The sequence below is a fragment of the Hymenobacter fodinae genome, assembly GCF_004745825.1.
Taxonomy (GTDB): Bacteria; Bacteroidota; Bacteroidia; order Cytophagales; family Hymenobacteraceae; genus Hymenobacter; species Hymenobacter fodinae.
The window spans coordinates 1144356-1159226 of the sequence record NZ_SRLA01000001.1; the positions used below are offsets into that span (position 1 = coordinate 1144356).

Sequence of the window (14871 nt, forward strand, 5' to 3'; positions counted from 1 at the left end):
ACAGGGCCGAAACTACGCAATTTAGGCTGCCAAGAACCGCTAGGCTACTCCCGCTGGTACCGAGGCACTGCTGGGTAAAAGTGGCCTAGAACGCAAAAAGCCTCGCACTGGCGAGGCTTTTTGAGAAATTAGTAGGGTACACTAGTTGGCGTACTCGCTCAGGAACTTGATGCGCATCAGGCGTAGGTCTTCCTCCGTGTACTCATCAGAGCCTAGCTCTTTTAGGGCTACGGCAATGTTGTCGGTGCTAGCCTGCAAGAAGTAATCGGTGATTTCCTCCTGTCGGTCCTGGTCTAGTACTCCGTCAATGTAATAGTCGAGGTTCAGCTTGGTGCCGGAGTAGCAGATGTGCTCAATTTCCTCCATCAGCTCCCGCATATCAATGCCCTTGGAAGACGCAATTTCTTCCAGATCCATTTTTTTATCGATTTGCTGAATGATGTAAATCTTGATCTTAGACTTATTAACGGCCGATTTCACTACCACATCGGCGGCCGTAATAATGTCATTCTCATCCACGTATTTCTGGATGAGTGCCAGGAAGGGAGCCCCAAATTTCTGGGCTTTACCCTGGCCTACGCCACCCACATGCGCGAGGTCCTCCATCTTCACGGGGAAGGTGGTAGCCATCTCCTTCAAGGACGGGTCCTGGAAGAGCACATAGGGGGGCAGGTTCTTCTGCTGGGCAATTTTCTTGCGCAGCGCCTTCAGCATGTCGAACAAGGTCTCGTCGTGACCCGCGGCCTGCTGGACTTCCTCTTGTTCCTGTTCTTCTTTCACCTCTTCCTCGTAGTTATGATCCTGAGTGAGCTTAATCGAATGCGGATTCTCAATAAAGTCAATTCCCTTTGACGTGATTTTAATTACGCCAAAATTTTCGATATCCTTTTCCAGATATCCGGCCAGTAATACCTGGCGCAGCAACGAGTGCCAGAATTGGGCATCGTGGTCCTTGCCCTGGCCATACACAGGCAGCTGGTTATGGCCATAGCTCTCCACGTGAGGGTTGTTCATGCCCATTAGCACCGTCCCGATATGATCGAGGCCAAAGCGCTCCTCCGTTTGCACTACGGCTTTCAGGGCCATTACCACTTCGTTTTTCGCTTCGAAGCGGGCTTTAGGATGCTTGCAGTTGTCGCAGAAACCGCAGTCGGTAGGGTAGCTTTCGCCGAAGTAGTGTAGCAGCTGCTTGCGGCGGCACACCGCCGAGTCGGCGTAGTTGGCCATTTCCTGCAGCAACAGCTTGGAGTTGTCGCGCTCGGTTACGGGCTTGTCCTTATTGAACTTCTCCAGCTTCACGATGTCATCGTAGCTGTAGAACATGAGGCAGTCGCCTTCTAGGCCATCCCGGCCGCCGCGGCCGGTTTCCTGGTAGTAGCCTTCAATACTCTTGGGCGTGTCGAAGTGAATTACGAAGCGCACGTCGGGCTTATCAATGCCCATGCCGAAGGCAATAGTAGCCACAATCACGTCGCACTCTTCGTTCAGGAAAGCATCCTGGTTGGCCATACGCACGTGGGGGTCGAGGCCAGCGTGGTAGGGCAGGGCGCGCACGTCGTTTACACGCAGCAGTTCCGCAATTTCCTCCACCTTCTTGCGGCTGAGGCAATACACGATGCCCGCCAAGCCCTTACGCTGCTTCACGTACTGAATCAGCTGTTTCTTGGTGTTATGCTTAGGGCGTACCTCGTAGTAGAGGTTAGTCCGGTTAAACGAGGTCTTAAACACCGACGCATCGTCCATCTGCAGGTTCTTCTGAATATCCTGCTGCACCTTGGGTGTGGCCGTAGCCGTGAGGGCAATTACGGGCACTTGCACGCCTAGGCCATCAATAATGCTGCGGATCTTACGGTACTCGGGCCGGAAGTCGTGGCCCCACTCCGAGATGCAGTGGGCCTCGTCAATAGCCACGAAGGAGATAGTAGCCTTTTGCAGAAACTCAATGGTTTCGTCTTTGGTCAGTGACTCAGGCGCTACATATAGCAGCTTTACCTCGCCGCTGATAACGTCCTTCTTGACCTTATTCATCTCTGACTTCGACAACGTCGAGTTCAGGAATTGGGCATTTACTCCGAAAGCGTTGAGCTGATCCACCTGATTTTTCATCAGGGCAATCAGGGGTGAAATCACAATAGCCGTGCCGGGCAACACCAAGGCAGGGAGTTGGTAGCACAGGCTTTTACCGGCCCCGGTAGGCATAATCACGAAGGTATTATTGCCCCGGATAACGTTCTGGATGATATCCTCCTGGACGCCTCGGAACTGACCGTACCCGAAAACTTCCTTTAACTTGCCTTTCAGATCAGCCTCTTGCTTCACTTGATTTTTCACGGCGGCTGGCATAGTCATCCTCACTTACGCTGATTGGGGTTGCAGACTGGAGTACATACTTGAAGTTGCATTCCTAATCTAGACAAAATTTAAGATAGAGAGCGTAGAGCAGCGGAGATAAAGCTATTTAGCCTCGGTTGGCCGCCTCTTCCTTTCTATTTGATATCAAATTTAGATTGAAACAGCAGAACGACCCCATCTTAATTGCAAAAAAAGTGCTTCAGCAAGAGGCTGAGGCTATTCAGGTAGTAGCCGATGGCCTAGGCAGCAGCCCGGATTTTGCACAATGCGTAGCTGCTATTCTCTCTTTGCGAGGTAGGGTGGTAGTTACCGGTATCGGCAAGAGCGCCCACATAGCTGGGAAGATAGTGGCTACGCTAAACTCGACGGGTACGCCCGCTCTGTTTATGCACGCCGCCGACGCTATTCACGGCGACTTAGGCATGATACAGGCCGATGACTTTGTAATTGCCATCAGCAAAAGCGGCGATACGCCCGAAATAAAAGTGCTGGTGCCCCTGCTCAAGCGCAAAGGAGTACCGCTGGCAGCGTTGGTTAGCAACGCCGAGTCATACCTAGCCGTGCAGGCCGATTACGTATTGCACGCGCCCGTAACACGGGAGGCGTGCCCCCATAACTTGGCCCCCACTACCAGCACTACCGTGGCCCTGGCCCTGGGTGATGCGCTGGCTGTGTGTTTGTTGGAGAGTCGGGCGTTCAGCCGGCAAGATTTTGCTCGTCTGCACCCTGGTGGCACCCTCGGGAAAGAGCTGTACCTGAAAGTAGGGGACCTGAGCCGTCAAAATCAGCAGCCCCAGGTGCACGACGATGCTGCTCTAAAAGAAATTATTCTGGAAATATCTGGCAAGCGGTTGGGCGCTACGGCCGTGCTCAATACCGCTGGTGAACTCGTTGGTATCATAACCGATGGCGACCTGCGCCGTATGCTGACTACCTTCGAGGGCCGCCTAGATACCGTCAGAGCTCTTGACATTCTAACACCTGCCCCCGTTACCATCGATATTGATGACTTTGCGGTAGAAGCACTGGCTCGAATGCAGGCCCGCAATATCACGCAATTAGTAGTGACCGATGCAGGCCGTTTTTGCGGCTTTATTCACCTGCATGACTTGTTGCGGGAGGGGCTAGTGTAGTACCCGCCGAACAATAAATATGGTTTAATGAATGCTAGTTTGCTTATTACCTGCTTAGTTTGAGCCAGCAGTTGCGCTCAACAGGCTAGGCCTGTGAATCATGACTGGCTGATATTATCTTGCTACTCTCTCATTTTCACCACTGTAGGGACTTCAGGTCCTTCTCCTATGGAACAGCACACCTACCTCGTGGTTATGGCCGGCGGCATCGGCAGCCGCTTCTGGCCCTTCAGCCGTACGCATCATCCCAAGCAATTCCATGATGTATTGGGCATGGGCCGCTCCATGCTCCAGCTCACCGTCGACCGGTTCCGGGGTATCTGTTCGCCCGAGAACGTATTCGTGGTAACCAACCGCGACTACACCGACCTAGTCCAGCAGCATTTGCCGGAACTGCCCTCAGATCAGATTCTGGGCGAGCCTATTGGGCGCAATACCGCCCCGTGCATTGCCTACGCGAGCTACCGCATTGCCCAGCGCGACCCGGAAGCCGTCATCATTGTAACCCCTGCCGACCATGCCGTAATGCATGAGGAAAATTTCCGGGATGCCATCCGGAAAGCGTTGGGGGCGGCGCAGATGCACAACGTGCTCATTACCCTCGGAATTCAGCCCTCTCGGCCCGACACTGGCTACGGCTACATTCAGTTCATCGACGAAGACGTCCGGTCGAAGGATGTGGTAGCGGCAAAGGGGGTAGAGCAGAGCAACTTCCCCAAGGGGCTATTTAAAGTGAAAACCTTTACGGAAAAGCCTAATCTGGAGCTGGCGAAGATGTTCGTATCCAGTGGCGACTTCCTCTGGAACTCCGGCCTATTTGTATGGCGCGCCGATGCTATCATCAGTGCCTTCCACCACTACCTCAGCGATATTGCCGAGGTTTTCGACGAGGGCTACAGCGAGTTGGGTACTGAGCGAGAGGAAGACTTTATCACCCGAGCCTACACACGCTGCCGCAACATCAGCATCGACTACGGCGTGATGGAAAAGGCCGATAATGTGTATGTATTGCCCGCCGACTTTGGTTGGAGCGACCTAGGCACCTGGGACTCTTTGCACCGCATGGGCCACCACGACGCTGATGAAAACGTGGTGGATGGCAACGCACTCCTCTACGATACCCGGGAGTGCGTTATTAAAACCCCTTCTGAGCGCCTAGTAGTGGTACAAGGTCTAGAAGGCTTTATTGTGGCCGAGTATGACAACGTGCTGCTCATCTGTAAGCGTACTGAGGAGCAACGAGTAAAAGAATTTGTGGCCGACGTGAAGACTAAGAAAGGCCTCGGCTATAACTAGCGCTGCTAGGCCAGTAGAAACCTATAAAAAAGCCCTTACCTCCGTGCAGCAGGTAAGGGCTTTTTGTCGCCGAGAACAAACAAACGGCTGAGGAAAGCTAAGGGTGGCCTAGCCTTTTACCAACCGCTGGCGTAGTACCTCATACAGCATGATACCGCTGGCTACTGATACATTTAGAGAGCTGATCTGGCCAGCCATTGGGATGCGTAGTTTGTGGTCGGCTATCTGAAGATATTCGGGGCTGATACCATCTTCCTCGCTGCCCATGAGTACAGCCAGTGGGCCGGTCAGGTCAACGGCACCGGTTTCGAGGCTGGAGTCGGTTTTTTCGGTACACGCTACCACCTGCACACCCGATTCGCGAAGAAAGGTGAGGGTATTTTTGAGGTTGGCCTCGCGGCACACCGGAATCAGGTTAAGCGCGCCGGCTGAGGTTTTCAGCGCGTCGCCGTTGATTTGGGCGGCGCCGTGGCTGGGCACCACAATAGCGTGCACACCCAAGCACTCGGCATTACGGGCAATAGAACCGAAGTTGCGGACGTCGGTAATACGATCAAGCACTAACAGGAGCGGAGTTTTTCCTTCTTCATACAGCCCAGCCAGAATACTGTCGAGGGGCATGTAGTCGATGGGCGACACGTAAGCCACTGCGCCCTGGTGGTTCTTGCGTGTAATACCGTCGAGCTTTTCAATCGGCACCATCGACATGGGGATGTTCGCCGCCTTAGCCAAGGCTTGGATATCCTGCGTCATGGAGTTTTTTGTGCCGCGCAGCAGGAATATTTTATCAAGGGTACGGCCCGCATTCAAAGCTTCCAGAATGGGGCGCAGGCCAAAAATCATGTCGATGCTCCGGTCGGTGGCGGGGCGGTGAGGGTAGCGGGGCCGGTCGTCGCGGCTCCCTTCGGGGCGGCGGGCGGGGCGCTCCTCACGACCTTCTCCCTCGCGCGCTGGACGGCGCGGCGTCACGGGCCGGTTCTCGGAATCAAAAAATTGGCGGCGCTCATTCAGCGGCCGGCCCGGACGGTTGTTCCTTTTCTCCATTGCTCGACGGCGGCATACCAGAGACGTTCGTACTCGGGGCGGCGCACCAATTCATAGTGTTCGGGTGCAAAGGTACTGGGTTTAGCGCGGAACGTATAGGTAGCCGCACGTTCGGGGTCACTCCGGTACACCCATTGTTCCTGGCCTACCTCCCGATACACCGACTCGGGTGGCCCTAGCACCAAGTACATCAAGCCCCGATCAGTAAGCCAACCAGCTTTATGCGCTGAAAATAAACGGTTCGCTTCCATTACGCGGCCGTAATACGTGCGGATGAGCTGCTTTGCTAGGGCCTGGTTGCCGCCCGCCAAATCAAGCCAGAATTTATCGACGGCCTTTTTCGGATCGGGGGCATCGAACAGCTTTTTACGCTCGGCTGAGGTGGTTGAAAAAGTAAGCGGAGCAATTAGCTCATCGGCCGAGGTAAGCTCAGGGAAACTGTTTTCCTCCACCAATAGGCCACTCCAGGCAGAGTTGCTGCCAGCCCGAATCAAGTATAAGCCGCTGGAAAGACGCACGGCTTGGCCAGTTGAGAACGAGGCAGAATCAGCAAGGGATAATGTGCGGGGCTGGGCTACCGCAGCGGGGTTGGTCATGGGAGGCAATGCCGGCTGGGAGCTGAGGGCATATCGCCGGGTTTGTAGAATCTGCTCAGCCCCGTAACTGGATACCCCGAATGATTCACCCGTCCGCAAGTAGCGTCGCAGCAAAGGGAGGCCTAGCGAATCAGTCAGGATGTAGGAGGAGTTAAGCCGCGCGGGCGTGATGGTCAGCCAAAGTGCTCCATCGGTGTAGTCAGAATTGGGCGGGGGAAGCTGGGCGTTGGAAGGTTGCGCTTTACTGGGAGCAGTAGCAGCCGACGCGGGCACTAAACTAGGCTGCACACTAATGATTTGCCCCAATGGTACGCGGCTCAGGGGCAGCGCTATATCTACCCAGGTGCCACTAGGCTCCTGCCGGAAGTGACCCGACCGCATCCGGACTGGATACTGCCACTTGGGCTGCTTGGCGGTGTAGCTGGCCCACGCGGCCACGTACATCACCTGCCCCGGCCGAAAGTTGTTGCCCGGAAAACGCAGGTATACCCGTAAACTGTCGTCCTCACGGCGGGTGTCTGCCAGAACCTGGCGGCCGGGCCGGTACTGCTCGGCAAAGTCGCGGCGCGGTGCGGCCCGAAGGCCGGAAAGGCTGCTCAGGCTGAACAAGGTTACTAGCAAGCAGGAGAAAACGGCTCTCATGAATAGACTACATGAACTCATAACCAACGTACGTAACCAAGTGAGGAGAAGGCCAAGGCGGTTAGCTACGGCTTTCGGGAGGCAAGGCACCCAACAGCAGGGCTAGGCCACAGTATAAACAAAAAGCCCGCTCCAGAATAGAAGCGGGCTTTTTTACAAGAGGTGGAGCTTATGCTATTAGCGCATGTATTGCTGCAACAGGCCTAGGGCCTTAGAAGCGCGCTGCTGGTCGCCGATTTGCTGGGCGGCGCGGCCCACGCTGTTCAACGACAGTAGGTACGTCTGATATTCCTGGTCAAACATGGCGCTGTTGTGGGTGCTGTAGTACGCCAGAGCCTGTTCAGCACGACCCGTCATGGTGTCCATAATTTCGGTGGCGCGCTGTTTTTCGCCTACTTCTACCAGAGCCGGGATAAACTGGGGCACGTAGTAATCGTACGGAACGGCTTTGTCGGGCATCACGTCAAAGCACTTGTCAATTACTTGCTTTGCCCGAGCTTTATCACCCACCGCCAGCAGCGAGTTAGCTAGGCGCGAGAATTTGTCGCGGTAGTTGGCCGGGAAGCGCAGGTTGTTCTCATCATAGAAAATGTTGGCGTCATTTAGCCCTCGGTAAGCGAAGGTCTTCATGAGCTTGTCATACATGATGTCGTTGGTCACGTAGCCTTCTTCACCGCGCGGGTCATAATTCGGGTCCTTGGCGGGCAGAATGCGGTAGGCCATACCTTCCAATTGGAAGTAGGGCTGCAGGCCCATAAAGTCGCGCGAGTCAACGGTGCTAGAGAAGTATACCGGGCGCTGCCAGTTATTGGTAGCCAGAATATCCAGAATTACCAGGCTCTTCTTCTCAATAGCGCTCTTGCTTACTTCCCACTCCATGCGGGGCACCAACTGCTTGCGGCGTTCGGCCGGAATGATGCCCATTTTGTCTACTGCTGCCGTGTCAACAGGTAGGTAGAACTTGCGCGAAGGGAAGGACAACAGGGACTTAGTACCGTCGCCGTACGACACCTGCAGCAACGGGCTGTTTTGGTTTACCAGCTGCATAAACTGGCGCACGTCGATTTCCTTTACCGCCGGGTTTTCGGCATAAGGCAGGTAGTCGTTGGTGCCTTGGGCGTAGTTGGCATTCTCCATCGAGATAGGCAGCGGCTGCGATTTGTAAGCGCGGCGCTTCATCTGATCAATGTACCAGTCGGTGTTCAGGTAGCTCAGTACGGCCACGCGCACGTCGGTTCGGATGCCTTCTACTTCTTGGGCATACCAGAGTGGGAAGGTGTCATTGTCGCCATTGGTGAATAAGATGGCGTTCGGGGCGCAGGAGTTAAGTAGGTTCTTGGCCGAGTCAACGGAGTTGTAGCGGTCGGAGCGGTCATGGTCGTCCCAGCCTTGGGCGGCCATAATGCCCGGAATAACCAAGCCAAGCAGCGTAGCCACAGCGGCGCGGGCGGTATCAGCCTTCAGGGCGGTCTTCAGCACATCAGCCAGCCCCAGCACGCCTAGGCCAATCCAGATGGCAAAGGCGAAGGTGGCACCCGCAAAGGTGTAGTCCCGCTCACGAGGCTCGATGGGCGGCTGGTTGAGGTAGATGACAATGGCCAGACCCGTAAATACGAATAGCAGACCTACGATGAAGGCATTGCGGCCATCACGCCGAACTTGGTAAAACAGGCCTAGAATACCCAGAATCAGCGGCAGCGCGAAGAAGTTATTCCGGGCTTCGCTATCGGCAATGCGCTCGGGCAGACCCGCATTGCTAGCACCAGGCCACAGAATACCGGCTTGCTGAATGTCGCTTTCCCGGCCTACGTAGTTCCACATGAAGTAGCGCCAGAACATGTGGCCCATCTGGTAACGCGTCAGGAAGGAGAGGTTTTGACCCATAGTTGGCTTCACGCCCTCCTGGATGTCCACCCACTTCTTGTAATAGAGCATGTGCAGCGGGTCGTTGCTGTAAAGACGAGGCAGCAGCATCTTATCCTCGGGGCGGTATTCCAACTCGGGGCGGTATTCAGCCACCACGTACTTGTCGCCCTTGCGCACATAGCGCGGGGCGCCATCATTCTGGGCAACAGGCTGTGCGTTGAACTGCGGGCCGTAAAGCAGGGGCCGGTCGCCGTACTGCTCGCGCTTCAGGTAGCTCACGAAGGACAACACATCCTCCGGGTCGTTTTCGTTGATGGTGGGGTGGTAGCTGCTCCGGATAGGAACAATCAGGTACGAGGAGTACCCAATCAGAATAAACACGAACGACAGCATGGCCGTGTTCAGTAGGCGGCTACGACGCTTGAATGACTGCTGGAAACCAAACCAGATCAGGCCTACAAACACCAGCAGGAATATCACCAGGCCCCAGTTGAAAGGTAGGCCAATGCTATTCACGAAGAACACCTCGAAGTTGCCAGCCAGCGTGGGCAAGCCCGGAATGATGCCGGCCAAAATGAGGCCTACAATGACGCTGCTAATGGCCAGCGTAATGATGCCACCCGTTAGCGTGGGGTTGTTGGTGCGACGGTAGTAATAAATGAAACCCAGGGCCGGAATGGCCAACAGGTTCAGCAAGTGCACCCCAATGCTGAGGCCAATAACGTAGGCAATTAGCACCAGCCACCGGTCAGAATCGGCTTCATCAGCGCGGTTCTCCCACTTCAGCATCAGCCACACCACCGCCGCCGTGCACAACGACGACATGGCGTATACCTCGGCCTCCACAGCGTTGAACCAGAACGAATCGGAGAAGGCGTAGGCCAGAGCCCCCACGGCGCCGGCGCCTAAAATCAGCCAGGTTTGGCCACTGGTAGGTTCTAGGCCTCTATCGTCGTGCATGCCGGGGCGGTGCATCACCAGCTTCTTAGCCATCATGGTGATGATCCAGAACAGGAAGAGCACCGTGAACGAGGAGCTTAGGGCCGAGAGCATGTTCACAAGCACCGATACCTTGGTGACGTCGCCAAACGACAGCAGTGAAAACAGGCGGCCGAGCAGCAGGAAGGTAGGAGCTCCCGGAGGGTGCGGCACCAGCAGCTTGTAGGAACAGGCAATGAACTCGCCGCAGTCCCAGAACGAGGCCGTGGGCTCCAGGGTGAGGATGTAGGTAAGGGTGGCAATGGCAAATACCAGCCAACCAATTAGGTTATTCAGGCTTTTGTAACTCCGCATAAGGAATGAGTAGGGGCGGGGCGAGGTCCGCCCGTCGCAGCACGACGGGGTTTAAGTCAGAAATAAGAAATCAGCGAAAGACCAAAAGTAGACAATAAGTAGCTAGGCCACTTCTTTGAATCAACCAATGGGGCAAACGTACTCAACCAACCCACTAAAGTAGCTCTACCAACCGTGAGCCTCCCAAAACAACAGGCTGGTAAAAAAGTGCAACAAGCATCTGACAACCAGCAGCAAAAAAGGCAGCCCGTGGAAGAGCTGCCTTTGTTTGATTGAAGTGAGTGGCCTAGCCTAGTTCTGCAAAACCAGTCGCTTCGTGCTCATTACTTTGTTGTCGAGCACGAGGCTGTAGAAGTACATACCCGGCGGCAAGTCAGAGAGGTTAAGAGCCATGCCACCGTCAGCTGCCTCGGGGCGCAACGATACCGTGCGTACTTCCCGCCCAATGATGTTGTTCAACCGCAGCTTATAATCGGCCGTGAATTTTTGGCCCAGTGAAACCGTCACGAGTCCACGGGCTGGGTTAGGATATACCGACAACGTAGGAGCTAGCCCACGTGCAGCTGAGCTAGGGGCAGCTACTGTAGGCGCCTGCGTAAACCCTTGGCTGAAATGCAAGAAAGAAGCAGCCGGGGTAGAGAAGCTATACTTGGGTAACGTGTACCAAGTCCGGCTCTCGTGCTTGGTGAGCAAGTAGCTTGCTTTGTCCGTGTGCCAGGGCAGGGCACCACCGGGGCGGGCCGTAACGGTGGCAGCCACTATGGGCAACTGCACAAGCAGTAGCATGACCAAAGAAAGAATACGAGTAAATATGTTCATGGCATTAGGTCAGGAAAAGCAGCCACCTAGGTGGCCGATGAGAATATGTGAAAGCTACCCGCCCATAATGGCAGTTAGCTTTGCTCTAATACTACTATGACAAGCACCATGCCCATTTTGCAATGAGTGCGGCCCCCTTGTGCAGTAGTAGATGACTATTAAGAGCAGAAAGTTGCTCAAAGGTTTAAAAACTATACGCTAAGCCAAAAACTATCGTTGGCCTAATATATAGTGAAAACTTTGTCATTGAGTGATCTATCAAAGGTATAATGAAAAATCAAGGATAGGATTATACATAGCGAATTTCCTTGAGATCAAAATAGCGCAGCTGCCCTGCAATTTGCACCGCCAGACGCCCAACTTCATCCACTCCCACAATTACGCCCCGGACTTGGCGGCCATCAACCTCATAGGTATGTTCTTCCTGATAGCGGTAAAGTACCCGCAGATAGTCCTGTCGTATGGCTCCAACCCGACCAGAGCGGAGCTGCAGATATCGGCGTTCCAGACTTTCGAGCAGCCGGCTCGCCACTGTGGTCAGTTCGTAGGCGCGTCCCGTCAGGAGAGCCAGCGAAGTAGCCGTTGATACTCCAAACTCACGCTGGTTTATATTTAATCCAATTCCTACGATGCTATACTGAATCTTCGGCCCCTGAAGTGTGTTCTCAATCAATATGCCACCTAACTTCTGGCTGCCGTAGTACATGTCGTTTGGCCACTTGACCCGTAACCCGGAATCAGGGCCGAGCAAGGCGGTTGCCCAGTCGTGAATGGCTAGCGCAACGGCTTGGCTAAGCTGAAACTGATCAGCGGCCGGCAGAAACGCGGGCTGCCACACCACCGACATGGTCAGGTTTTCGCCCGGCGCGGCTTCCCACTGGTTGCCGCGTTGGCCCCGGCCGGCGGTCTGTTTGTCGGTAATGACACAACAACCATCCGTGGCCCGGTTTTGGACAACCAGTTGCTGTGCCTCGGTGTTTGTGGAGGCACATTCGGGCAACCAGACAAGCTGTTGGCCCGTGAAGAGAGTTTGGGGGGATATAGCGTCCACCTGATTTTCGTACTTTGTGACGTTCAAACCTAACAATACCCCATGAAAAGTACCCTGGTTCGGCAGGATTCGGACAAGTTGGCAGATGTAGTAGTACGCGGCATGCAAGAGAAGAAGGCATCCGATATCGTGGTACTCAACCTCAAAGACCTAAAAAATGCTGTGGCGGATTATTTTATTATCTGCTCAGCATCCTCAGATACCCAAATTGACGCTATTGCGCGTTCAGTTGAAGAAGAAGTAGAGAAGCTTACCGGCCAGAACCCCTGGCAGACCGAAGGCCGCATGAACCGCGAGTGGGTGCTGCTTGACTACGTGGATGTAGTAGTGCACGTATTCTTGCGCGACCGTCGGCAGTTTTATGCCCTGGAGGAGTTGTGGGGTGACGCTGAAATTACCCACGTAGAAGAAGAAACTGCGGCTGCGGTAAAGTAAATTCTGGCTGGTTGCGTCTTGGTAGCTGAGATGGTTCTGCGCCAACAAACCCAGCGTTGGCGTGTTCCGCTTTTGTTTTTCGCTTTAGTAACCCCTATTCATGCCTGATACAAGCCCTAAAAAGAAAAAACCCATGCTGCCTAATCCCGCGCCCCGGCCCGGGATGCAGCTGTGGGTGCTGACGGGGCTGGTAGTATTCATCCTGGGGATGATCTACCTGAACCGCAGCACCACCCTGATAGAAATTAAACAGCGGGATTTTGAGCAGATGCTAACCGCGGGCGACGTGGCCGACGTATCGCTCGTGAATGACCGGCAGGTAAAGGTCACGCTGAAGCGTGAAGCCCTGGCCAAGCCGGAGTACAAGCAGAAGCTCATGTCACGCGGTCCGCTCACTACCGCTAACGACCCTGGCCCACAGTTCGGCTTCCGGGTAGTTGATGGTAAGACCTTTAAGGCTGACCTCGACAAGATACAAGCGACCTTGCCCGCCGACCGGCAGGTAGGCCTACGCGTGGCTGACGAAACTAGCTACGGTGACTATGTTACCACGTGGGGCTTCATGCTCCTGCTGTTCGTGGGCTTCTGGTTCCTGATGCGCCGCATGAGCGGAGCGGGTGGGCCCGGTGGTCAGATCTTCAATATTGGTAAGTCGCGTGCGGCTTTGTTTGAGGGTGGCGACAAAGTGAAGGTTACCTTTAAAGATGTAGCTGGCCTAGAAGAAGCAAAGGAGGAAGTACAGGAAATCGTAGAGTTTCTGAAGAACCCTTCTAAGTTCACCATTCTCGGCGGTAAAATCCCGAAAGGTGCGCTGCTGGTAGGCCCTCCCGGCACCGGTAAAACCCTGCTGGCAAAGGCTGTAGCTGGCGAAGCCGATGTGCCATTCTTCTCCCTGTCTGGTTCTGACTTCGTGGAGATGTTCGTGGGTGTGGGTGCTGCTCGGGTACGTGACCTGTTCAAACAGGCCAAAGCTAAAGCTCCTTGTATCATCTTCATCGACGAGATTGACGCTATCGGCCGCAGCCGCTCCCGGGGCAACGTGCCCGGTGGTAACGACGAGCGCGAGAACACGCTGAACTCGCTGCTGGTAGAAATGGACGGTTTCGGTACTGACTCGGGTGTTATTATCCTGGCTGCTACCAACCGCCCCGATACGCTGGACTCGGCGCTGTTGCGTCCCGGCCGTTTCGACCGTCAGATTTCCATCGACAAGCCCGACATCAACGGTCGTACCCAGATCTTCAATGTGCACCTGAAGCCGCTGACCCTGGCCCCTGATGTGGAAGCCAAGAAGCTGGCTGCTCAGACTCCTGGTTTTGCCGGTGCTGAAATTGCCAACGTCTGCAACGAGGCAGCGCTTATTGCCGCCCGCCGCGACAAGAAGATGGTGACCATGCTCGACTTCACCGATGCCGTTGACCGCGTGATTGGTGGCCTAGAGAAGAAGAATAAAATCATCAGCCCCGGTGAGAAAAAGATTGTGGCCTACCATGAGGCTGGTCACGCTATTGCCGGCTGGTTCTTAGAGCATGCTGACCCATTGGTGAAGGTGAGCATTGTGCCTCGTGGAGTAGCTGCCCTCGGCTATGCCCAGTATCTGCCCCGCGAGCAGTTCCTCTACAACACTGAGCAGCTCATGGACGAAATGTGCATGACGCTGGGTGGCCGCGCAGCTGAAGAGCTGGTGTTTGGTAAGATTTCTACCGGAGCACTGAGCGATCTGGAGCGCATCACGAAGATGGCCTACAGCATCGTGACGATGTACGGCATGAACAATAAGCTTGGTAACATCTCGTATTACGACTCAAAAGGGCAGAATGAGTATGGCTTCTCGAAGCCCTATTCAGAAGCTACTTCGCAGATGATTGACGAGGAAGTACGCGGCATTATTGAAAGCGCTTACATCCGCACGAAGGAACTGCTCACGGAGCGTCGCCATGAGCTGGAGGTAATTGCCAAGGAGCTGCTCGAAAAGGAAATCCTGCAACAGGATGACTTGGAGCGTCTAGTAGGTAAGCGCCCATTTGATAGCCAGACCACGTACCAGGCGCACATGGCCGGCACCGACCGCAGCGAAACTCTCAGCGAGCGGAAGCAAGAGCACCCCGGTGTTCCGCTGGGTAACGACCTGCCTGACCTGAACCTGCCGGGCATCGACAGCCCAAATGATTCGGCTGGAGCAACCACCGAGCCTAGCGGCAATGCCGTGAGCCCAGTGTAAGCACGAAGTATAAAGAACAAAAAGGCCTGCTGACTACAGCAGGCCTTTTTGTTTTAGCGCCTAGGTCATACAAAAGCCATGAGTAGGCAAAATAAATACGCAGATGGCTAGGCCACCCGATAG

The 14871-nt window shown here is 54.7% G+C and carries 10 protein-coding genes; 4 read left to right on the forward strand and 6 right to left on the reverse strand.

The window, feature by feature from the left end; translation table 11 throughout:
* Positions 1–141: 141 nt before the first annotated feature.
* On the reverse strand, positions 142–2331 hold the full coding sequence (gene recQ, locus EU556_RS04945; RefSeq protein ID WP_245327424.1) for a DNA helicase RecQ: 2190 nt from the start codon (positions 2329–2331) through the stop codon (positions 142–144).
* Positions 2332–2546: 215 nt separating this feature from the next.
* Here recQ and EU556_RS04950 point away from each other — a divergent pair, with 215 nt between their 5' ends.
* Positions 2547–3485 (forward strand): KpsF/GutQ family sugar-phosphate isomerase, encoded by a 939-nt coding sequence (locus EU556_RS04950; protein ID WP_135431606.1) that lies wholly within the window; start codon positions 2547–2549, stop codon positions 3483–3485.
* 168 nt (positions 3486–3653) lie between these two features.
* On the forward strand, positions 3654–4781 hold the full coding sequence (locus EU556_RS04955) for a mannose-1-phosphate guanylyltransferase (protein WP_135431608.1): 1128 nt from the start codon (positions 3654–3656) through the stop codon (positions 4779–4781).
* Positions 4782–4889: 108 nt separating this feature from the next.
* Here EU556_RS04955 and rlmB read toward each other — a convergent pair whose 3' ends face one another.
* The 5 genes from rlmB to EU556_RS04980 form a co-directional block, all read right to left on the reverse strand.
* Positions 4890–5825, reverse strand: coding sequence for a 23S rRNA (guanosine(2251)-2'-O)-methyltransferase RlmB (gene rlmB / locus EU556_RS04960; protein ID WP_245327425.1), 936 nt, complete (start codon positions 5823–5825; stop codon positions 4890–4892).
* Complete coding sequence (locus EU556_RS04965) at positions 5789–7063, reverse strand: GWxTD domain-containing protein (RefSeq protein WP_167855452.1); 1275 nt, start codon at positions 7061–7063, stop codon at positions 5789–5791. Before EU556_RS04965 ends, rlmB begins: the two co-directional genes overlap by 37 nt.
* Positions 7064–7240: 177 nt before the next feature.
* Positions 7241–10222, reverse strand: a complete 2982-nt coding sequence (locus EU556_RS04970; protein ID WP_135431612.1) for a protein O-mannosyl-transferase family — start codon at positions 10220–10222, stop codon at positions 7241–7243.
* Positions 10223–10513: 291 nt separating this feature from the next.
* Entirely contained in the window at positions 10514–11041 is a 528-nt protein-coding gene (locus EU556_RS04975; protein ID WP_135431614.1) for a T9SS type A sorting domain-containing protein, read from the reverse strand.
* Between the two features lie 289 nt (positions 11042–11330).
* Positions 11331–12092, reverse strand: a complete 762-nt coding sequence (locus EU556_RS04980) for a biotin--[acetyl-CoA-carboxylase] ligase (RefSeq protein ID WP_245327426.1) — start codon at positions 12090–12092, stop codon at positions 11331–11333.
* A 42-nt stretch (positions 12093–12134) separates the two neighbouring features.
* Here EU556_RS04980 and rsfS point away from each other — a divergent pair, with 42 nt between their 5' ends.
* Entirely contained in the window at positions 12135–12527 is a 393-nt protein-coding gene (rsfS, locus tag EU556_RS04985; RefSeq protein WP_135431618.1) for a ribosome silencing factor, read from the forward strand.
* Positions 12528–12627: 100 nt separating this feature from the next.
* Positions 12628–14748: an ATP-dependent zinc metalloprotease FtsH gene (gene ftsH / locus EU556_RS04990; protein WP_135431620.1), complete on the forward strand. Its 2121-nt coding sequence runs from the start codon at positions 12628–12630 to the stop codon at positions 14746–14748.
* Positions 14749–14871 lie beyond the last annotated feature (123 nt).